Source organism: Levyella massiliensis, from assembly GCF_000308275.2.
Taxonomy (GTDB): domain Bacteria; phylum Bacillota; class Clostridia; order Tissierellales; family Peptoniphilaceae; genus Murdochiella; species Murdochiella massiliensis_A.
Genome location: NZ_HG529490.1, coordinates 1,040,444 through 1,061,618 on the forward strand (window position 1 = coordinate 1,040,444; position 21,175 = coordinate 1,061,618).

The following is a 21,175-nucleotide window of genomic DNA, read 5'->3' on the forward strand; positions in this document are numbered from 1 at the left end:
CCGGCGCCGCCGGCGCCTTTATGAAGGATTCGCTGCACGCGCTTACTTTGCTAAACGCATGGTGTCGCGAGCGATCATGAGTTCCTCGTTGGTCGGGATAACCCATACCTGAATAGCGGAGTCTTCCGCGGAGATTTTCTTTTCCTTGGGTTTGCGCTGGCCGTTGATGGATTCGTCCAGTTTGACGCCCATGATTTCAAGGCCCTTGCAGATAGCCGAACGATCGCCGGCGCCGTTTTCACCGATGCCGCCGGTGAAGGTAATGGCGTCGACATGGCCGAGGTCGGCAGCATAACCGGCGACGGTTTCGCGTACGCGCGCATGGAACATATCCAGTGCCAGCTGAGCACGTTCATTGCCATCCTTCGAGGCATTTTCAAGATCGCGGAAGTCGCTTGAAACACCGGAGATGCCGGCAACGCCGGATTCCTTGTTCATGATCGTATCCACTTCTTTGGCGCTCTTACCGAGCTGATTCTGCAGGAAAGTGACAATGGCGGGATCGATATCGCCACAACGAGTACCCATCGGCACACCGGCAAGTGGGGTCTGTCCCATGGAGGTAATGTAGCTCTTGCCATTTTTGACCGCTGTCACGGAAGAACCGTTGCCGAGGTGGCAGGAGATGATATTCAGTTGATCGACAGGAATGTCCATGAGTTCGGCGGCACGCAGGGTCACAAAGTGATGGCTGGTACCGTGGAATCCGTAGCGACGAATGCCGTGATCTTTGTAGAGTTCATACGGCAGAGCATACATGTAATTTTCTGCCGGCATGGATTGATGGAAAGAGGTGTCAAAGACAGCAACATTGGGTTTGCCGGGCAGGGCTTCCTGGGCGGCTTTGATGCCTTGCAGGTTGGCCGGATTGTGCAGCGGACTGAACGGAATGTACTGTTCAATCGCGGCGATGACGGCGTCATCGATAAGGATGGAGTCGGTGAATTTTTCACCACCATGCACCACGCGATGGCCGACTGCGTCGATTTCGTTCATATCGGAAATGACACCATGTTCGGCATCGGTCAACGCTGCAAAAACGAGCTGTACGGCTTTGTTGTGATCGGGAATGGCCGTTTCCTGCGCCCATTCTGCATCGCCGACTTCTTGTTCCAGGCGAGAGCCTTCAATACCAATGCGTTCCACCAAGCCCTTGGCCATGACCTCTTCGTTATCCATGTCAAAAAGCTGGTACTTCAGCGACGAGCTGCCGCAGTTGATGACTAAAATTTTCATGTTTGCCTCCTGTTGTTCGCTACCAGATCTCCGGAATTACTTGCTTTGCCAAAGGGGAGAAGGATACACGCCTTCTTCCACCAGCTTCTTGAAGCCTGCCATCACGGGTTCCTTATCTTCATGATACGTCACGCCCATCCAGGCATCGTTCGTCTTCAAAACTTCCACCGAAAGAATACCCTTTTGGAGGCCCAAGCCGACCGCAGTGGGCAACAACGCTTCGGATTTTAACGGATTCTTTGCAACATCCTCACGGAAGAAGCGATCCAATTCTTTTTCCATCACCTGCATGAAAGCGGGATGGAATCCCCAGAAATTCATGGAAACGACGTTTTCGCCATCCAAATGCTGCTCTACGCCATTCTCATCGATAAAGCGGGCGCCGCTGCCTTCCTTGAAAATCTTCGTGCGCTCGACAATCTGCACCAGTTTGCCGTCTTCGACTTCACAAACGCCGCGAGAAACGGAACCGTGATCGGTTAAGGTGTTTTTAATTTTGAAGCCGACCATGGCGTGATGATCCTCTTTCATCTTATCCGAGGTCATAAACGCATAAATTTGGCGATAGGCTTCTTTGCCATAATAATCGTCGGCGTTGATCACTGCAAAAGGTGCATCGATAACGTCTTTGGCCGCGACGATGGCATGCGTGGTTCCCCAAGGCTTCTCACGTCCTTCAGGAATCGTAAAGCCCTCGGGCACAGCCTGAATATCCTGATAAACGATGTGAATTTCCAAATTCTTCGGCAAATGAGCGGTCAAAATTTCATCAAACGCTTCGCGATTCTCTTTTTTGATCACGAAGACGAAACGCTCAAAGCCTGCTTCCACCGCATCAAAGATGGAATAATCGATGATGATTTCTCCTGTCGGGCCGAGCGGATCAATCTGTTTTAAGCCACCATAGCGAGAGCCCATGCCCGCTGCCAATACCAGTAAAATTGGTTTTTTCTCCATATAGGTCCCCTTTCGACCGGCTGTAACTTTTAATGCAGCCATTTGCCTTTTATGATAGCACAAAATGCTCACCTTCCGCAGTCTAACCGTAGAGAGGAAGACATCGCCATGCCCACGACAAAACGATGCAGAGCTATCCTATCGCTCAAGGAAAGCATCGCTAACAGGTTACCATCCGTCGTATCTATGCTAAAATGAGAGCAATGGAAAGGAAGTGCATATGAAACTGACACCCCAAGACAAACGCATCGTTTTAATCGGACTGCGGATCACCGCTTTTGCGATCATCCTAGCCTTTCTTTTTTATAATTTACCGATACTCTGGGAGATGTTTCTGGCCTTGTTGGGCATGATCCGACCCTTCCTCATCGGTCTGTCCATTGCTTTTATTGTAAACATCCCGATGCGCCGCATCGAAGCGCTGATCTTGCGCCTCCCGGTAAGTCCCAAAGTCGCACGTCCCCTATCCATGTTGCTATCCTTTGCCATTATTATCGCTTTCGTCTTCATCACCTTCGCGATCATTATTCCGAATGTCATCACATCGCTGCAAATCTTTATCCGTGCGATTCCGGATGGTTTGCGAGCAGTGCGCTCGTTCATTCAAAATGCCACTTGGCTGGGATCGCTGCGCTACACCATTAACGATGCCATCAGCCAGGTGATCAATAATGTGAACAACCTGACCCTGCAGGAATTCATCAATACCTACTTCAAAGGGGTCGACCTTCAAGCGTTGATTTCGCAATTTGCACAAAACATCTTCACGCAAATTAGCTCCGTCGTGAGTATCTCTGTGTCAGCGTTGGTTTCCTTCATCTTTTCGATTTATGCAATTACAAGCAAGGAACGCTTGAGCCATCAATCGAAGAAATTCATTTACACCTTCTTCAGTGAGAAACAAGCAGATACATTGATGTACGTGTCCTATACGGCCTTCGACAGTTTCTATAACTTCTTTACCGGCCAGTTTCTGGAAGCGGTGCTGCTCGGCGTAATGAACTACGTCGGTATGAATTTGCTCGGCTTGGAATATTCGCTGATGATTTCGCTCATGACCATGATGGGCGCACTGATCCCCTTAGTTGGTGCATTCTTGGCGGGCGTGCTCGGTGCCTTCATGCTCCTGACCATTTCCCCGCTTCACGCCATCACCTACCTGGTCTATCTCACTTGCCTCCAGCAAATGGAGGGCAACATCATCTATCCTCGCGTCGTCGGTCAGCAGACGGGATTGCCCGGCATCTGGGTGCTTTTGGCCGTGCTTGTCGGAGCCGCCAGTTTCGGCATCCTCGGCATGTTCCTCTTCGTGCCGCTGGTCTCCACGTTCTACACGATTTTGATGGATTATATGGATCGCCGCATTGTCGAAAAGAATCTGAACTTAGAAAGAAAATAATGGCAACTTACTAGCGATGCCGGCCTTCGGCCGGGTGTGATACGTACGATTTAATACTGAAAAGGCGGCCCGTCGGGCCGCCTTCTTAATGATAAAAAGCCGGCCAAAAGGCCGGCTTCTCTATGTTCCAGTATTGCCTGCGGGCAACCGCCAGCGGAAGCATTAATGGCGTTCGTTCAATAGTTCTAAGAATGCGAGCATCTTCTCGGCTTCGTCTTTTCGCTTGGTTTGCTCCTTGAGCGCTTGCTCCGCCCACCGCTGCGCCAGCTTGAAATCCGGGGCTACGCCGCGGCCTTCGATGAGGTCATAGGCTACTTCGATCATGGCATCGGCATTGCCGGCATCGGCACGTTTCATGTCCGTCTGCACTTCGAGGCTGGTGGTAAGGGGCGCAAAAAAGGCTTCCACATCTTCGCCAAAGGGAGCGATGGCGTTCTTCATGACATCCAAGGCGCGCTCGTCGGTCCATGTCGAAAAGTCGGCGCTGTTTGCCTCAGAGCCTTCCGCCCTCTCACCTGCTGTACCATCGCCATCCGTCGTCTCCAGATCGGGGGCGAGCAATTGGTCATTGGCGGTTTGGTAGAGGTGCTGCGTCATCCAAATCATATCTTCCTGGGCAGGTGTCAGATCGTAATGCCGTTCCAGAAAGACTATGGCGCCGTTGCGAGAAGTGTCACGTTCGAAGCCGGTGTAGGGCTGTTGAAAGAGGAGGAAGAACAAGGAATGAAATCCAAGGCCGGATAAATCCGGTCCTTCCTCGCCGGGCAGCAGTTGGAAAGACGGTTTCATGGGATCGTCTTCAAGGATTTGCTTAATCGTATGGCCCGCTTCCTCGAGATCCATCTCGTCTCCCATGGCGCCGCTGAGTGCACGGCTCAAAACCGGAGCCACCGCTAAAACACAGGCGTCATGAATCAATTGTGGAAAGGTGTAGGAAATCAAATCTTTCTCCTTTTACAGTTCTTTTGGGCGATGCCGTAGCCGACATTGCTAAGCCTGACCTTCGTCAGTAAGGTTTACTCCACCGTAACGCTCTTGGCCAAATTACGCGGTTTATCCACGTCAAGGCCGCGCAGAGTAGATTCGTAATAGGCTAACAGCTGCATGGGCAGAACAGACAAGCTGGTGGCCCAGAGCGGATGAATGGCGGGAATGGTGATTACTTCACCTACGTCTTCAAAACCTTCCATGCCGTCCATGATAAGCGTAAACACATCCGCGCCGCGTGTCTTCACTTCCAACAGGTTCGAACGCGTTTTTTCCATTAACTCCGGCTGTGTAGCAATGCCTATAACCGGCGTTCCCTCTTCGATAAGGCTGATGGTGCCATGCTTTAACTCGCCGGCGGCATACGCTTCCGAATGCAGATACGAAACTTCTTTCAGTTTCAAACTGGATTCCAGACATGCCGCATAGTCCACACCACGTCCGACAAAGAACATATTCTTCTTATTCAAGAAATGACGCGCCATCTCTTTGTAGCTGTCTTTTTGCTTCAGGATGTCTTCCATTTTACGCGGCAGCGTCTTCAATTCTCCCAAAAGCTCTTGCAATTTCTCTTCGCTGATTTTCTTGTGATGCACCGCAAGATCAAGCGCTAACAGATCCATCACCAAAAGCTGACAGCTGTAGGCCTTCGTCGTTGCCACGGCAATTTCCGGACCGGCAACGGTATAGATCACGCGATCCGCCTCTCTGGCGATGGAGGAACCTACCACGTTGACAATGGCCAGTGTCGGGACCCCGAGCGCTTTGGCTTCACGCAAGGCTGCCAAAGAATCCGCCGTTTCGCCGGATTGGGAAATAATGATCACCAAATCCCGTTCCGACAGGATGGGGCTGCGATAGCGAAATTCGGAAGCGATATCCGTTTCCACGGGAATACGGGCCAGGGATTCGATGGTGTATTTCGCCACACAGCCCACGTGATACGCCGAACCGCAAGCAATAATGTGAATGCGATCAAAGGAATCATAAAACTCCGGCGTCAGATGCGAACCCTGGAAGCGAATCCAGCCGTTGGGCTCCAAGAAGTGGCGCAGGGAGTTCGAGATCACGATTGGCTGCTCATGAATTTCCTTCAGCATAAAGTGGTCATAACCACCTTTTTCCGCGGCAGCCACGTCCCAATCGATATGCTGCATCGATAAAGAAATGGATTTACCCTCGGCATCAAAGAAGGAAATCCCGTCACGTTTTAAAACGGCAATCTGGTCGTCTTCCATGTAATATACGTCACGGGTGTGCTTCAACATGGGCGTAACATCCGAGCCCAAGAAGCTTGCGCCGTCCTTCACGCCCAATACCATCGGTGAATTTTTACGCATCACCCAAATCTCACCCGGGCGATCGTAAAACATAATGGCTAACGCATAAGAGCCGTGAATATGAGACTTGGCAACGATTAAGGTCTGCAGCGGATCCTTCTTTTTCGTATAGTAATAATCAATTAAATTGATGCAAACTTCCGTATCGGTCTCGGAATAGAAGGAGTAACCCTTCTCCGTCAGCTCCTGCTTCAATTCTTTATAATTTTCGATGATGCCGTTGTGAACGCCCACGACGCGGTCATCTTTGGAATAATGCGGATGCGCATTGGTTCGAGTGGATTCACCATGCGTCGCCCAGCGGGTGTGTCCGATGCCTTCCTCCCCCTCCGGTTTTGCTTCCGCAATAAGCTTCTCTAAATTCGACAGGCGTCCCTTCTCCTTCAACACCTCGAAAGCGCCTTTATGATTACGAATGGCAATACCCGCTGAATCGTATCCACGGTACTCCAGTTTTTCCAGACCATCAATTAATATTTCAACTGCGGAGGAATCTCCGACATAACCTACAATGCCACACATACTATCTCCTCTCCGAAGAACTCTTCTCGATTACCGGAATTCTTCATCTTGCATTTTATCATAACTGTCCATAGCTTGGACAATGGACGCACCTTCTTCATTGAGGGTAGTCTGTAATTTTCCATCAGCCAGCAATGCCCAGCTCGTATGCACGGCAAGCCATTTGCCATCCTCCGGCAGATGATCCGCCACCACCATCGCCACAAAGTGGTGACTCTTCCGTTCCGCATAGCGTAGAGCTTTTTCGCGCAACATCGCATCCATGCCCGTCCCCGGTTCATCCAGTATAAGGATATCGCCCGGCCACAATACGGTACGCAACAGTGCCACACGTCGTTTCATACCGCCTGAAAGCTGCATTGCCGGCTTGTCCCCAGCATCACCCAATTCCAGAGCCTCCAGTCCTTCAGCGATGGCCTCTTCGGAGATCCCCACAAAACGCAAGTTCTCTCGGACGGTGTGCTGTGGTAGCAGTCGATCTTCCTGAAAAAGAATCGCAAAGCGCAACGCCGTATCGTCGTTTTCATAGCGATGCTCTTGACGGCGCGAGGTTTCGTTTTCGTACACATTGCCACATGCGCCCTGTTCCAGACCGGAAAGCAAGCGCAGCAGCGTCGTCTTTCCCCGTCCCGATGGTCCCGTCAAGACAATGCGATCCCCGATCGCAATACGTCCGGAGACCCGATTCAATATGGTCTGTTCACCATAGGCCACTGACACATCCGTCCATCGCAAAAGTGGCCCCTCGCTCTGTTGCGAGGTTGCCCTTGGCGCCGCCTTTTGCACACCGATCCGACAGACGGCATGCACAGCCTTTTTCCACAAAAACAGCAACACTTTGGTATGGAAGGCGCTCAATAACAAAATCCAACTCGTCCAAGCGAATAGCAATGGCATTTCCAAGGTCAATTTGGATTGAAAGAGGGCCTCCCCCAAGGTATTTGTCGACAGAGCAATCATCTCGGCAGCCGCCCCGCCTTTCCATGCCAAACCGATGGCGTTATGAAAGGCAGCGGTCAAATATGGAGAGACCGTTGGCAACAACAACCCTCGAAATCGCAACGCAGGCGTCACATGAAAGGTATCTGCCATCTCTTCCAAATCATGGTCTACCGAAAGGCGGCCCACGCGCGCATTTTCAAAGACGGGTGGCAGCACGAGCAAAAATACGATAAAAAATGCCAGATGCGCGGAAGGCATCAGAAAAAGAGCAAATAAAATAAAGGACGCCACCGGCACCGCACGCATCAATAAAACAGGTATGCGGCAAAAGCGATAAAGCAGAGGGTGCGTCGCACTCTGCCAGCCGAGCAGACTGCCGAGAAACGCACCGACCAACAGGCCGCCTAACACATGTACTTGTGAAAAAAAGAGGCGCAGAAGAAAGGACGGCTCCTGCACCGTGGCCATCATCGCTTCCAAAACCGTCCACGGTGCCGGCAAAAACAGAGGATTGGCCACCACCAGCGCGGCCACGCTCCACACGGCCAGCCAGAAAAGCAGTACCAACCCGTTTTTGCCTCTTTCCGTCATCTCCCGCTCCTCGTATTCTCTGCCGCCACGCGGACGGCTCTCCTCCCTGTTATCGGCAGCAATGCGACAAGTTACGCTGCGCTACTGTTCACCGCCCGGCAGATAGTAGAAATCCGCCTGCGGCAGGGCACCGCCCACTGCCTTCGGGTTTTGCTTGAACAGCACTTGCAGATACCCTTCCAGTTTCTCCTGCATTTCCTTGCCCGTCACACACACCAGATTGGCGTGCGGAATCGCCTTCTTCGCTACCGGTGCGGGCACAATACCCAGACGACCGATGATCGCTGCGGCTTTATCGGGATTTGCCTTGACCATCGCCACAGAGGCTTGGGCCGCCTCCAGCAGATGCTGGATTTCCTCCGGATGCGCTGCCACAAATTCCTTGCGCGCTACCAATACACCCATCACCAGCGCTGAAGGCGTCTTTTCCTTCTTCTGCGCAGCATCCCAAGCGGCGGTAAGATCCACCGCCCGATGCAAATCCGGCGTCTTAGCTTCCGCCGACGTTACAAACGGCTCCGGCAACAGTGCCACCGCCTTCGGATTTTTCGTCATCGCTGCCAACGCCTCAGCGTGCTCACTCTTCCATTCGATGGTCACATCACCATCGCTAAGACCATTCGCCTGAAGCAGATAGCGAAGCACATACTCCGGTGTGGCTCCCTTTCCCGAGGCCACAATTGTCTTTCCCTTCAAATCAGCAATGGATTTCACGCTATCGCCACGCTCCACCAGATACAACACACCGAGCGTATTGATATTAATCACCTGTACCTGGCCCTTGGTCCTGGCATACAGAACCGCCGCCAGATTCGACGGCACTGCCGCCACATCGATTTCCTTCTTCACCAGCAATGGCACCACTTCATCCGGCGATCCCGCCACACGATAGTTAAGCTTCTCCGTGCCGGCATCGGCTTTGGCAAACAAATCCGCGAGCCCCATCGATGTCGGCCCCTTCAGCGCAGCCAAGCGCAGCGTTTCGCCTTGAGCCGCTTTCGCACTCGCCTCTTCTTTCGACTGCTCCGTCTGCGTTGCTATCGATGCCGATGCCTTCGAAGCGGCCTCACTGCTATCTTTTGGTGCCTTCCCACCGCAAGCGGTTAAAACCAGCGATAACACCATCGCCAAAAATACACTGCCAAACAGACGTCCGAAACGTCTTTCTTGTTTCATTCTATTGCCTCGTTTCTATGTTCCTACTTTTCTTAATGTTCGCTACTCATTGTAAACCAGTTGTTTTGGGATTGGCAATGAAAAGAAGGCGGCCCAGAAGTCCGGCTCCTTTTCATGCTGAATGAAAATGATTTCTTTTCAATGGCGCTTGGCTGTGGTACCATAATTTCATAGATAGAGCTCGATGGATTCGTGGCCTATCCAGTGGCATGAAAACGTGTCCGCCTTGAAAATCAGCTAAAAATGGCGATGCGCAAATGCAATTTTCGTGAATTTTTTCACCCACTAGTCTATACTTTAGGAGGATCAATGAGAGTCAAAATTTGTACCGGCACGCGATGCATGTTTTATGGTGCCGATAACATCATGGATAATCTCATGGACTTGAAGGAAAACTTGGCCGAGTATCCGAGCATTCGGGAGGGCGCAGATTTTGAGATTGAGTTGTGCTCTTGTGATGGGACGTGTAAGGGATCGGACAAACGCGTAGCACCTGTGGTGACCATTGATAATGAGGTCATGCAAAAGGCAACGAGCCCTCAAGTCATGGAGAAAATCCTTGACGATTTACAGGAGGAAGAATGAAGTATAGTTATGTAGATGTCATCCGGCTCCGCCGTAGAGCTTTTGCGAGCATTGCTCGCATGGCCTACAATGACGAGAGTCTGCACGATCTCTATGAAGAAACCTATCGTGCACTCCCTGGAGAGGTAGCTCATTACCGAGAGAATATCTTTCGCGAACGAGCGGTGTACGGAGAGCGTCTGCGTATGGCACTGGGCCTGGATGCCCGTGCGGCAGATGTCACCGGTTCTATTACCGAGGGCATTGAAAAAGTGGATGTGGCAACGCGGGTGCATCATCCCCCGCTGGTTTCGGTGATTAAAATTGCGTGCGAAGCATGCCCCGAACGTCACATTTTGATTACCGACAATTGCCGTAAATGCTTGGCACACCCCTGTAAAAATGCATGCCCGAAGAATGCCATCGATTTTGGAAAAGATAAGATGGTGATCGATCAAAAAAAATGCATTAAATGCAAGAAATGCGTAAAAGAATGCCCGTATAATGCCGTGCTGGAAACGGGGCGTCCTTGCGCTGAAGCCTGCGGGGTCAAAGCCATCGGTTCGGATTATTTGGGACGTGCGGATATCGATGCGGACAAATGCGTCAGTTGTGGCGCCTGCATTACCGCCTGCCCGTTTGGTGCAATTTCGGATAAATCGCAAATCTATCAAGTCATTAAAGCGATGAAAAAAGATACGCCTGTGTATGGCATCATCGCTCCATCGTTTACGGGACAATTCGGTTCTCTGACAAGCCCCGCCCAAGTGCGTGAAGCCATTCGTCGATTGGGCTTTGCGGATGTTGTGGAGGTTGGTCTGGGTGCGGATCTTACCACCATGAATGAAGCTAAGGAGTTTTTGGAGAGCGTGCCGAATGAACGGCCTTTCATGGGCACAAGCTGCTGCTATTCCTGGAAGCTGATGGTAAAGAAGAATTTCCCGAATTTGGATCCGTTGATTTCAGACAGTTCCACACCAATGGTGTATACAGCGCAACAAATCAAGAAAGCACATCCGGGCTGCAAGGTGGTGTTCATCGGTCCTTGTATCTCCAAAAAACTGGAGGGACTGCAGCCGGCCGTACACGACATGGTGGATTTTGTCATCACGTTTGAAGAGCTGATGGGCATGTTGGTGGCTAAGGAAATTGAACCATCATCCATTGAGACCGAAGAAAACTTTGATGATGCCTCCAAAACCGGCCGTGGCTATGCGGTGGCCGGCGGCGTTGCCAAAGCCGTCGTCGCGCGGGCCAAAGAAATTGATGCGGATCGCGACATTACCGTGGAAAGTGCCGAGGGCTTGGCCAATTGTGTCATGCTCATGCGCATGGCAAAAGCCGGGCGCAAAGACGGCATGCTTCTGGAAGGCATGGCCTGTGAAGCAGGCTGCATTGGCGGGCCTGGTGTTATCGTACCACGGCATCGCGCACGCAAAGCCAATGCACAATTTTCCGCTACGTCGTCCTTTGCCTCGCCATGGGACAATACGAATATTCCCCAAGAAGATAAGCCTGTCTGATCGCAGGCGACAGCATAAAAAAAGAGAGCCTTTAGAGGCTCTCTTTTTTACTTTACTTTTCCGCCGCAGCCGGCAAAGGATATTTGGCGACATAGTAATCAAATTTCTGACGGAATTTCTCGCTGGATTTATCAATATGCGATTGATATTCGTGCGCCAGGTATTTCTTCGTCGTGTACTGAATTACACTGATGCCGATATTGGAACAGTGATCCGCAATACGCTCTAAGCTGTTAAACATTTCGATGATGATCGGGCCATTGATGGCGCTGCATTCACCATTTTGCAAACGTTCAATGTGACGGTGGGACAGCGTCTGGTTGATCTCGTCAATGCATTCTTCTAATGGCTCAATTTGAATCGCTTTCTCATAAGAGAGACTTTCCAGCGCAATACAGCTGTTATGCACGATCTCATTTACCGCATCGGTGTAGACCTTTAACTCCCGCTTCGCCAGTAAGGAAAATTTTTGCGGCGACTCCACGCTTTTTAGCACCTGATCGGCAAGATTGATGCCGTAATCACTCACGCGCTCAATATCGTTTAGTGAATACATCAGCACCGTCAGCTTGTTCGCATCGCTATCAGACAACGAAGCCTTCGAGATTTTTACACTGTAATCCTGTAATGCATCCTCATAGCGGTCAACTTGCCGTTCCATCCATTCGATTTTCTCATGGCGTTCCGGTGTATACGCTTCGAACAATAGGGCGGTCTCCTTAAATTCCTGGGCCGTCAGTTTCATCATCTGACACAGAACGGCATAAGCTTGCTGCACGGCAAAGTCCGGGCGATTTAACAGACGCGGTTCCAACAATTTGAGATCCTGCTCCACGGCATTTTCTACCACCGTCGGCTTTTTATCTTTAATAATTTTGGCGGATAATTCCACCAGCTTATCTGAAAACGGATATAACGCCAATGTCGTTGCTACGTTAAAGGTCGTATGAATAATCGCAATATTCACCGCGTTGACGGTATCGTTTAAAAACGTGTAATGGAAAAGCAAATTGCCCAGATAAAAGGCGCACAGGAACAGTCCTGTTCCGAGAACGTTAAAAATCAAGTGAATGATGGCGGCGCGCTTGGCATTCACTTCTGCCCCGATACCCGACAACAACGCGGTAACGCAGGTACCAATATTCTGGCCCATGATGACCGGAATGGCTGCACCAAAGGTGATGGCTCCCGTCGACGACAACGCCTGTAAAATACCCGTAAAGGCCGAGGACGATTGAATTAGTGCCGTAATGCCCATGCCCAATAACAATCCAAGCACCGGGTTGGAAAATAAATTCACAATCTTAAAGAAGGCTGCGGATGTCTGCAAAGGCTCCATCGATCGCATCATGGTCTCCATGCCGAACATCAGCACGGAAAAGCCCAAAAGTACGCTGGATTTCGCCTTTTGATTCTCGTTCTTTGCCCGAAATAATATGATGACGCCCACTAAGGCCAATATCGGTGAAAACGAACTGGGCTTCAACATCTGTATCCAAAAGTTTTCGCCTGACAGACCGCTTAAACTTAAAATCCACGCCGTAATCGTTGTACCAATGTTGGCGCCCATGATGATGGAAACCGCCTGCTGCAACTGCAACACGCCCGAGTTTACCAACGCAACCACCATCACCGTCGTCGCCGCCGATGCTTGGATTACCGCCGTCACCCCCGCTCCCAGCAATACACCCTTGATCTTACTGGAAACCAGCCGCTTCAGCAGTCCCTCCATCTTGCCGCCGGAGACCACATTTAACCCATCCCCCATCAGCGACATACCAAAGAGTAGCATGGCAACGCCACCCAACAATCCCAAATAATCGAATACTGTCATAACCGCGGTATCCCCTCACGCTTCGAGTGTTCATTTCCTAACCGATTTTTCGGTACGGCATGCCGTTTTTCAAAACGGCGCAGCCATTTTTGACGGCTAAGCCGCTCTTTTATTGTACATGAATTCGACGAAAAGTTCTTATCTTCCTCACATTTTTTTAACAAAAATTTACCTTTTAGCGATGATAAAGGGGCTGAAAGGAAAGAAATTATTCATGTATTGAAACTATGTCCAAAAAAAGTCGGGGCGTATCCGCCCCGACTGCCTGTTTATTTTCGAAAGTGTCACTAATGAATTCCCACTAAATTCATGAAGAACGTGATATTGGCCGCATTGGTGAAGTTGGAGAACATACCTCCGACCACGGGAACAATGATAAAGGCCAACTTAGAATAGCGATAGACATCGGTCAAGGCGTTCATGTTGGCCATAGAGGCTGGTACTGCGCCCAGACCAAAACCGATATGTCCAGCCACCATGACAGCGGCATCGTAGTCTTTGCCGAGGGCGCGGAAGGTGATGAAATAGGTGAACAGAATGGTGACAAGGGTACCTGCGACTAAGAGCAAAATCAGCGGAATCGCCAAGGCTGCCAATTCCCATAAACGCATTGTCATAACCGCCATGGAGACGAACATGGAAAGACAAACAGAACCCAGAATGTCAATCTCCTTCTCCGGCGTTGCTTTGGACGATTTCTTCAAAGCGTCGTAGATATTGCGAACGATGGCACCGCCCACCATGCCCATGACGTGGATGGGGAAATTCAACCCCGGGAATATGAGACTGAAAAGATCCATCAAAAAGGCACCGATGCCAAAGGCAATCAGCGTTAAAGCGCAGCCTAAGGCAAAGCGCTTGCCGTCAAGCGGAATCACTTTACCGGCTTCTTCGAGTGCTTATGCATCGGAGGTGTCCTTCTCATTCGGATCATAAAGATGATACTTCTTGATCAAGCGCGTCGCTACCGGGCCGCCCAAAATCGACCCCGCCGCCAAGCCATATGTAGCCGCAGCCACTGCAACGGTCACAGCGCCTTGCACACCGGCTTTTTCGGCCAACGGTGCATAAGCCGCGGCGTTACCATGTCCGCCAGTCAATGGAATTGAGCCGGTCATAAGTCCGAGCTTCGGATCCATCCCAACTACAGGAGAAAGGCCGACCACCGTCACGTTTTGCAGCACGGCAAGCACGCCCGCAAGGACAATAAAAATCAACAATTTCCCAGATGCTTTCTTCATCAGCGATGCGCTGGCTTCGAAACCGCTCGCAGTAAAGAACAGATACATGAAGAAACTCTGCAGCTTTGTATCAAACTTAAATTCTAACATTCCCGTGGAATGCAGAATCAGAGTCAAGATCGCAAAAAGCGTTCCACCTACCACCGCTTCCGGAATGGACCAGTTCACCAGGAACGTGACCTTGGAACGGACAAAACGTCCGAGCCACACCAAAAGCACCGCCAACATCAATGTTTTTGCTAAGTTTAATTCTAATAATGGCATAACCTCCTCCTTTCTTCAGACAGGCCACTCATTATAGACGCATAGAACGTCTGTAGGGAATCCCCCTGTCGACAATTTTTTACCCTTTTTCTTGATAAATCGAGAACATATTTTCTCAACTTTTGACGAATCATTCATAATTTATCAACCATGAGCAAAAAGCAAAAAACGCCCCATGGCTAAAAATTTCTTAGCCATGAGGCATTTCATTCTTAAAAGGATTCGGTTACCTGCTCCGCGCTTAGGCGGCTACAGGCGTTTCCCCGTTCTTCTTTCTGCCTACGAATTGCAAGGCAATCACAACACCAACCAGAGCCACACCGGCGATATCCGTCACAAGCCCCGGGTAAATCAGAAGCAGACCGCCCACGACCGAAAGGATACGCTGCCAAATCGGCATCTTGCTATAGATGAAGCCCGCCAAACCGGCCGATACGCCGAAGAGACCGACAATCGAAGTCAACACGATCAGAATGATCTCCAGCGGTGTAGTCTCAATGAAGAGCAGCGCAGGACTCATGACAAAGATGTACGGTACGATAAATGCCGCAATCGCCAGACGAGTGGCCGTAAAAGCAGTCTTCATCGGGTTCGAACGCGCAATCGCACTGCCGGCGTAAGCTGCCAAAGCAACCGGCGGCGTGATGTCGGCGATAATGCCGAAGTAGAAAACAAACATATTCGCAGCAATCGCATTGACGCCCATACCGGAGACCAGGATCGGAGCGCATGTGGTTGCCATGATGATGTAGTTTGCCGTTGTCGGAACGCCCATGCCCAAGACGATGCAGGTGAGCATCGTCAGCATTAAAGCGATCAACAAATTGCCGTTGGACATGCCGACGATGGCCGAAATCAGAACCTGGCCGAGACCCGTCATCGTGACGACACCGGCAATGATACCGGCAACGCCGCAGGCGATGGCCACGGAGATCGTATTCTTCGTACCATTTTCCAACACAGTGATAAAGCCACTCGGCGTCATGCGCGTTTCTTTACGGAACATACTGACGACGATGGCCACCAAGGTAGCAATGACCGCCGAACGAGCCATCGTAAAGCCCGCCATGACCATCCAGACGAGGATGATCAAGGGCAACAGCAAATAGCCCTGTTTCAGCACCAATTTACCGAAATGCGGCAAATCTTCTTTCTTCAAGCCGCGCAGTCCGGTACGTAACGCTTCCAGATGAACGGCGATGAAGATGCCCAAGAAGTACAGGAATGCGGGCAGGATTGCCTTAACAGCAATATCCGCATAAGGCACGCCAACCATCTCTGCCATCAGGAAGGCAGCAGCACCCATGATCGGAGGCATGATCTGTCCACCGGTCGAAGCGGAGGCTTCAACAGCACCCGCGAATTCGGAACGATAACCGGTTTTCTTCATCAGTGGGATCGTAACAGAACCGGTGGTAACCGTATTGGCAACGGACGAGCCGGAAACCATACCGCAGAGAGCGGAAGAAATAACCGCAACCTTTGCCGGACCGCCTTTGGATGCGCCGGCAATGGAGTTAGCCACTTGAATGAAGAAATCGGAAATACCGGTTCCTTCGAGGAATGCCCCGAAGATGATGAACAACACAATGTAAGTGGAGCAAACGCCAATCGGCGTACCGATAACGCCCGTCGTAGTATAGAAGAGGTTATAGATGATCACGCGCAAGGCCTTGCCTTGAGCAAAGGAATAGATAACAAAGAAGCCGGCCACAAAGAGAATCGGCAAGCCGACGACACGGCGGCATGCTTCTGCAAGGATAACAATACCGATGATACCTAGGACAACTTCCAATTGTCCGATACGGGTAGCCTGATCAATGACCGCTTTAAAGTTCATAATGTAATAGAAAAAGCTTCCTGCGCCCAAGAGCATCAGAATCACATCATAGAAGGGCATGTGGTTCACTTTTCCGGCATCCTTTTTGCGTAAAGGATACATCAGGAAGGCAAAGATAATGATGGTACCGAGGAACAAGCAACGGCGGATACGTTCATCCCAGTTGGCAAACAGGTTCAGCCAAATCATTAACAGGGCAAATGCCGCCATCACGTACTTAATAATTTTTCCCGGCGTTCCGGTCCAAATACGGGTATTGGACTCACGGTCGTACTTTTTCATAATTTCTTCCACGTCCGCCATGGTGCCGGTACTGGTATCAACCGATTCCGGTGTTGGGGTGGACGTGTCTTTGAAATCATCAGTCATCGCCGCTTCTCCTTTCTTGTTTCTTTTTGATATAGAGGACAAACGCAAGGAAAGAAGTGGCGGCATTACCGTTCGCGTCTTCGATCCGTAGCGGATTCTTCTATTTGTTTTCAAACGTAAAAACTACATTCGCATTGCGTCCGCATAGGTCTCGCAAACTGACCTTTTTCTTGCCCATCGTCAGGATATGATCCGAGACCGTTCCCACAATATAGGAAAGATGCGGAATTTCTTTATGAATGTTGGAGACCACAATTTCACCGTTTTTGCCGGTAGAAAGCGTCTCTCCTGCATTCAGTTCGGTTTGCACGCCCGCGCCAAACTCGGCGTAACGTGTCTCCTCCACGTAAATCTTGCCCTGTTCAATTTGGTAAGTATCGCTGTAAGGCTTTTGATTGACCGAATGAATAAAGGTAACGGTAAATTGATCGCCTTCTGAGAGGGGGTAACGGGCGAATACCTCGCCCGTTTTTCCGCTGCGCAGGACCAGCTCAGACTCCTTTGAAGCGCAGCCCCCGATCAGAAGCAAGAGGACGGCCATGAACACGGCCACGGCCGTCACTCGACTAATAATCCCTTGACGTGATGTCATCGGTTATTTCATGACTCCAATCTCTTTGAAGTACTTCGCAGCACCCGGATGGAACGGAACAGAAATGGACTCGGTAGCATACTTCGGATCCAACAATTTGCCCTTCGCATGGGATTGAGCAATGGTGTCTTTGTTCTCGAAAATGCCCTTGGTCAGTTTGTAGACGGCATCTTCCGGTAAATCCTTGCGGCAGATGATGGTTGCTTTTACAGCAACGGTTGACACATCACCCTCCAGGCCCTTATAGGTGTCTTTAGGAATGTTCATTTCCGAATAGAACGGATAGTCTTTCATCAGCTTGTCGGCATGTTCTTTATCAATGCTTACAAGGGAGATGTCGTTGGTCGTTGCTAATTCGGTCACAGCCGTGGTCGGCGCACCGGCAACGATGAAGAATGCGTCAATTTTGCCATCTTTCAATGCTTCTGCGGAATCGCCGAAGGAAAGGTTATGTTTCTTAATGTCTTTCTCGATATCAATGCCGTAAGCAGCAAGGATCTGCGTTGCGTTGAATTCAACGCCCGAGCCGGCATCACCAACAGAGACGTTCTTGCCCTTCAGATCGGCAACGGATTTTAATCCTTTGGCACCGATGATTTGGCAGGTTTCCGGATACAGAGCAGCAACGGTAGCGAAGCTGTCAAATTTGCCATCTTTCTTAAAGAGGCTTTCGCCCTTCATGGCATAGTCCATAACGTCGTTCTGTACAAAGCCGATCTGGGCTTCATTGTCGTCCAACGAGAAGATGTTTGCCTTGGAGGCGCCGGTGGATTGCACGGTTAATTTGATATCAGGAACTTTTTCACTAAAGACGTTCGCAATAACACCACCAAAAGCATAATACGTACCGGTGGATCCGCCGGTGGCAAAATTCCAGTTTACTGCTTTCCCGGTAGAAGCTGCCGGCGCCGCCGTTGAAGCGGTTCCAGCCTTTGACTCTTCAGCCGGTTTATCGCCGCCTTTGCCGCCGCAGGCTGTCAGACCAACGGCCAACGCCAACGCTAAAAAGATACCAAGTGTTTTTTTCATAAAGCTCTCCTTTCGAACTGCCGCCGCCATCAAGTACGCCGACAGGTGCTGAGGACAAGATCTGCCCTCTTGCCTCTTGCTACGCAAGAAAATCGTCAACTATGTGTAACAGTTTCCGACGCCTGAGCTGTCACGTCGAATCCTGCCTCCTGCTTTCCGAAACACGTTTACGTGAAGGAAAGAATCGTAAGTCTACGCCTATTCATCCCTCGCATCGTGTTAGAAAGGTTTTCCCAAAAACGTCTTCTGAACGTCTACTAATTGGAAATGTAACGTTCGTATAAGTAATAACGTTTTCCTCTTGGCCGAAGTAGCAAGGCATTTGCTACTTCATACCGGGTGCCCGGTTACCCGGCCTTCCCGTCATCCAAACATATTGAGCAGCAGACCGGCGGCAACAGCCGACCCGATAACGCCTGCTACATTCGGTCCCATCGCATGCATCAACAGGAAATTCGAGGGATCTTCTTTCTGTCCCACTTTTTGTACCACACGTGCTGCCATCGGAACAGCCGAAACGCCGGCAGCGCCGATCAACGGGTTAATCTTACCACCCGAAAGCTTGCACATGATTTTACCGAAAATTACACCGCCTGCCGTGCCAACGGCAAAAGCAACCAAGCCCATAGCCAGAATGCCAAGCGTCTGCGCCGTAAGGAAATTCTCCGCACGCGCCGTCGCACCGACCGTCGTGCCCAGAAGAATCGTAACCGTGTACATAATGGTATCCTTCGCAGCCGTGACCAGATGCGGTACGACGCCGACTTCTTTAAACAAGTTGCCGAGCATCAGCATACCAATCAGCGGTCCTGCGGGAGGAACGATAAGCGTAACGACAATCGTTACGATAATCGGAAAGAGAATCTTCTCCCGTTTGCTTACCGGACGCAACGTCGTCATCTTGATGCGGCGTTCTTCCTTCGTGGTCAACAGCTTCATGATGGGCGGCTGAATAACCGGAACCAGCGCCATATAGGAGTACGCAGCAATTGCGATCGCCCCCAGAAGATGCGGCGCCATTCGACTGGTTAAATACAGTGCAGTCGGACCGTCTGCACCACCGATGATACCGATGGAGCCGGCTTCCTGCGAATTAAAGCCCAGCAGGATTGCACCCGTGAAGGCGAAGAAGATGCCCAACTGTGCTGCAGCACCTAATAGAAGGCTCTTGGGGTTTGCAATCAACGGTGAAAAGTCCGTAGACGCGCCAACGCCCAAGAAAATCAGCGGCGGATAAATGCCTAAGTGAACGCCTTCATAGAGGAGGTTCAGCAAGCCGCCCTGATCCATCAGCCCTGCTAATGGCAGGTTGGCAAGCAACATGCCAAAGGAAATCGGAATTAAGAGGTATGGTTCATACCCTTTCGCAATGGCCAGGTATAAAAACAAGCAAGCCACGCCGAGCATAATGATCGATCCGAGATCCAGTGCCATGAAACCGCTGCTTTTAAAAAAGGAAATCAGCATATCAATCATGGCAGACTCCTTTACTTAAGCGAATAAAGCGCCTCACCGGTGTCGACCGTCTGACCTTCGGTGACATAGATCTTACCGATGACGCCATCACGCGGTGCGACAATTTCGTTTTCCATCTTCATAGCTTCCAAGATGATAACCGTATCACCAGCGGCGACTTCATCGCCTTCCGACGCTACGATCTTCCAAATGTTGCCCTGTAAGGGTGCTTCCTGGTCCTCACCCTCACCGGATGCGGCGGCATGGTGTTCTGCCGGTTTTTTCTGTGCCGCAGGAGCAGCGGGAGCTGCTGCCGGCTTAGGAGCTGCGGGAGCAACCGGTGCCACCGGCGCGAAAGCCTGCGGTGCGCGCGTTACGGGGCCGTTTGCGCTGCCGACTTCTTCCAGAGTCACTTCATAGGTTTTTCCCTCTACTGTGACGTGATAAGTTTTTTGCATAGATTTCTCCTTCCGTATGTGCCTCTTTAGCATTATCCAACAAAATCAATAAATCGTCCACTATTTGCGATTGGCTTTCGAATAGGCATATAGTGCAGCGCCCAGCGCTCCGACATATTGCGATAAAGGAGAGGTGGAAACTTCGTGTTCAAGCTGATCCTGCAAGGCTTTTACGACACCGGCGTTTTGTGCGACGCCGCCGGTCATGACAACACGGTCACGAATGCCCACGCGTCGTGCCAAGCCGACCACACGTGCGGTAATGGCATAATGAATGCCGTTAACCACATCTTCTTTCTTTTCTCCGTTTGCCAGCTGACTAATAACTTCCGACTCCGCAAACACGGTGCAAGTCGAGCTGATCGCAATTTTCTTTGTCGATTTAGCCGCTAAAGAAGCCAAGTCGGACACATCGACTTCTAAAATACGCGCCATGACATCCAAAAAACGTCCGGTTCCGGCTGCGCATTTATCATTCATCTGAAAGTTGACCATGGCGCCATGATCAATCTGAATGACTTTCACATCCTGCCCACCGATATCAATGACAGTGCGCACATCCGGAAAGAGATGATTCGCGCCTTTGGCGTGACAGCTTAATTCGCTCATTTGGGCATCCGCACGTTCAAAGGTATTTCTGCCATACCCTGTCGCTAAGACATAATCGATTTCGTCAGCCGAAAGCCCGGCGGATTCCAGTACGCCTTCAAACGCACGATTCGGCCCGGTAGTACCTGTGCCCACAGCCACCTTGAAGGTGCCGACGATCTCGTCGCCATCCTTCAAGATAACCGCTTTACAGGCCGAGGAACCGATATCAATTCCCATAGTATATGTCACGGATTTCCTCACTGTT

The 21,175-nt window shown here is 50.7% G+C and carries 16 protein-coding genes and 1 pseudogene; 3 read left to right on the plus strand and 14 right to left on the minus strand.

Annotation, left to right across the window (positions count from 1 at the left end; translation table 11 throughout):
• Positions 1 to 42 precede the first annotated feature (42 nt).
• Together BN98_RS04810 and BN98_RS04815 are read right to left on the minus strand one after the other, a co-directional pair.
• The gene (locus BN98_RS04810) at positions 43 to 1,236 is read right to left on the minus strand and encodes an acetate kinase (RefSeq protein ID WP_019189461.1); all 1,194 of its coding nucleotides are present in this window, start codon (positions 1,234 to 1,236) and stop codon (positions 43 to 45) included.
• Between the two features lie 36 nt (positions 1,237 to 1,272).
• Positions 1,273 to 2,193, minus strand: a complete 921-nt coding sequence (locus tag BN98_RS04815; RefSeq protein WP_019189460.1) for a nucleotidyltransferase family protein — start codon at positions 2,191 to 2,193, stop codon at positions 1,273 to 1,275.
• A gap of 220 nt (positions 2,194 to 2,413) precedes the next feature.
• Here BN98_RS04815 and BN98_RS07945 point away from each other — a divergent pair, with 220 nt between their 5' ends.
• Positions 2,414 to 3,592 carry an AI-2E family transporter gene (locus tag BN98_RS07945; RefSeq protein ID WP_019189459.1) on the plus strand — a complete coding sequence of 393 codons (1,179 nt, stop codon included), beginning with the start codon at positions 2,414 to 2,416 and terminating at the stop codon, positions 3,590 to 3,592.
• Positions 3,593 to 3,754: 162 nt separating this feature from the next.
• On the opposite strand, the gene BN98_RS04825 is transcribed toward BN98_RS07945, so the two are convergent.
• The 4 genes from BN98_RS04825 to BN98_RS04840 all read right to left on the minus strand — a co-directional run bounded on the left by BN98_RS04825 (position 3,755) and on the right by BN98_RS04840 (position 9,150).
• Positions 3,755 to 4,534 carry a hypothetical protein gene (locus BN98_RS04825; RefSeq protein WP_019189458.1) on the minus strand — a complete coding sequence of 260 codons (780 nt, stop codon included), beginning with the start codon at positions 4,532 to 4,534 and terminating at the stop codon, positions 3,755 to 3,757.
• A gap of 74 nt (positions 4,535 to 4,608) precedes the next feature.
• On the minus strand, positions 4,609 to 6,441 hold the full coding sequence (glmS, locus tag BN98_RS04830) for a glutamine--fructose-6-phosphate transaminase (isomerizing) (protein WP_019189457.1): 1,833 nt from the start codon (positions 6,439 to 6,441) through the stop codon (positions 4,609 to 4,611).
• A gap of 30 nt (positions 6,442 to 6,471) precedes the next feature.
• Positions 6,472 to 7,974: an ATP-binding cassette domain-containing protein gene (locus BN98_RS04835; protein WP_019189456.1), complete on the minus strand. Its 1,503-nt coding sequence runs from the start codon at positions 7,972 to 7,974 to the stop codon at positions 6,472 to 6,474.
• A gap of 81 nt (positions 7,975 to 8,055) precedes the next feature.
• A complete protein-coding gene (locus tag BN98_RS04840) occupies positions 8,056 to 9,150 on the minus strand; it encodes an ABC transporter substrate-binding protein (protein ID WP_019189455.1) in 1,095 nt (364 codons plus the stop codon).
• Positions 9,151 to 9,399: 249 nt separating this feature from the next.
• On the opposite strand from BN98_RS04840, the gene BN98_RS04845 reads away from it, so the two are divergent.
• The gene (locus tag BN98_RS04845) at positions 9,400 to 9,735 is read left to right on the plus strand and encodes an NAD(P)H-dependent oxidoreductase subunit E (protein ID WP_276872985.1); all 336 of its coding nucleotides are present in this window, start codon (positions 9,400 to 9,402) and stop codon (positions 9,733 to 9,735) included.
• Positions 9,732 to 11,237, plus strand: a complete 1,506-nt coding sequence (locus tag BN98_RS04850) for a 4Fe-4S dicluster domain-containing protein (protein WP_019189453.1) — start codon at positions 9,732 to 9,734, stop codon at positions 11,235 to 11,237. Before BN98_RS04845 ends, BN98_RS04850 begins: the two co-directional genes overlap by 4 nt.
• A gap of 52 nt (positions 11,238 to 11,289) precedes the next feature.
• Here the strand turns inward: BN98_RS04850 and BN98_RS04855 are convergent, their stop codons facing one another.
• From BN98_RS04855 to BN98_RS04890, 8 genes and pseudogenes are all read right to left on the minus strand, one after another.
• The gene (locus tag BN98_RS04855) at positions 11,290 to 13,071 is read right to left on the minus strand and encodes a Na/Pi cotransporter family protein (RefSeq protein ID WP_019189452.1); all 1,782 of its coding nucleotides are present in this window, start codon (positions 13,069 to 13,071) and stop codon (positions 11,290 to 11,292) included.
• Positions 13,072 to 13,358: 287 nt separating this feature from the next.
• Positions 13,359 to 14,576 (minus strand): annotated as a pseudogene (gene gltS, locus BN98_RS04860) (sodium/glutamate symporter).
• Positions 14,577 to 14,817: 241 nt separating this feature from the next.
• Positions 14,818 to 16,785, minus strand: a complete 1,968-nt coding sequence (locus tag BN98_RS04865) for a TRAP transporter permease (protein ID WP_019189449.1) — start codon at positions 16,783 to 16,785, stop codon at positions 14,818 to 14,820.
• A 100-nt stretch (positions 16,786 to 16,885) separates the two neighbouring features.
• A complete protein-coding gene (locus BN98_RS04870) occupies positions 16,886 to 17,377 on the minus strand; it encodes a DUF1850 domain-containing protein (protein WP_084765302.1) in 492 nt (163 codons plus the stop codon).
• A 3-nt stretch (positions 17,378 to 17,380) separates the two neighbouring features.
• Positions 17,381 to 18,406, minus strand: a complete 1,026-nt coding sequence (locus BN98_RS04875; RefSeq protein WP_019189447.1) for a TAXI family TRAP transporter solute-binding subunit — start codon at positions 18,404 to 18,406, stop codon at positions 17,381 to 17,383.
• A gap of 363 nt (positions 18,407 to 18,769) precedes the next feature.
• Complete coding sequence (locus BN98_RS04880) at positions 18,770 to 19,882, minus strand: sodium ion-translocating decarboxylase subunit beta (protein WP_019189446.1); 1,113 nt, start codon at positions 19,880 to 19,882, stop codon at positions 18,770 to 18,772.
• Between the two features lie 11 nt (positions 19,883 to 19,893).
• The gene (locus tag BN98_RS04885; RefSeq protein WP_019189445.1) at positions 19,894 to 20,319 is read right to left on the minus strand and encodes a biotin/lipoyl-containing protein; all 426 of its coding nucleotides are present in this window, start codon (positions 20,317 to 20,319) and stop codon (positions 19,894 to 19,896) included.
• A 60-nt stretch (positions 20,320 to 20,379) separates the two neighbouring features.
• Positions 20,380 to 21,147: an acyl-CoA dehydratase activase gene (locus BN98_RS04890; protein ID WP_019189444.1), complete on the minus strand. Its 768-nt coding sequence runs from the start codon at positions 21,145 to 21,147 to the stop codon at positions 20,380 to 20,382.
• Positions 21,148 to 21,175 lie beyond the last annotated feature (28 nt).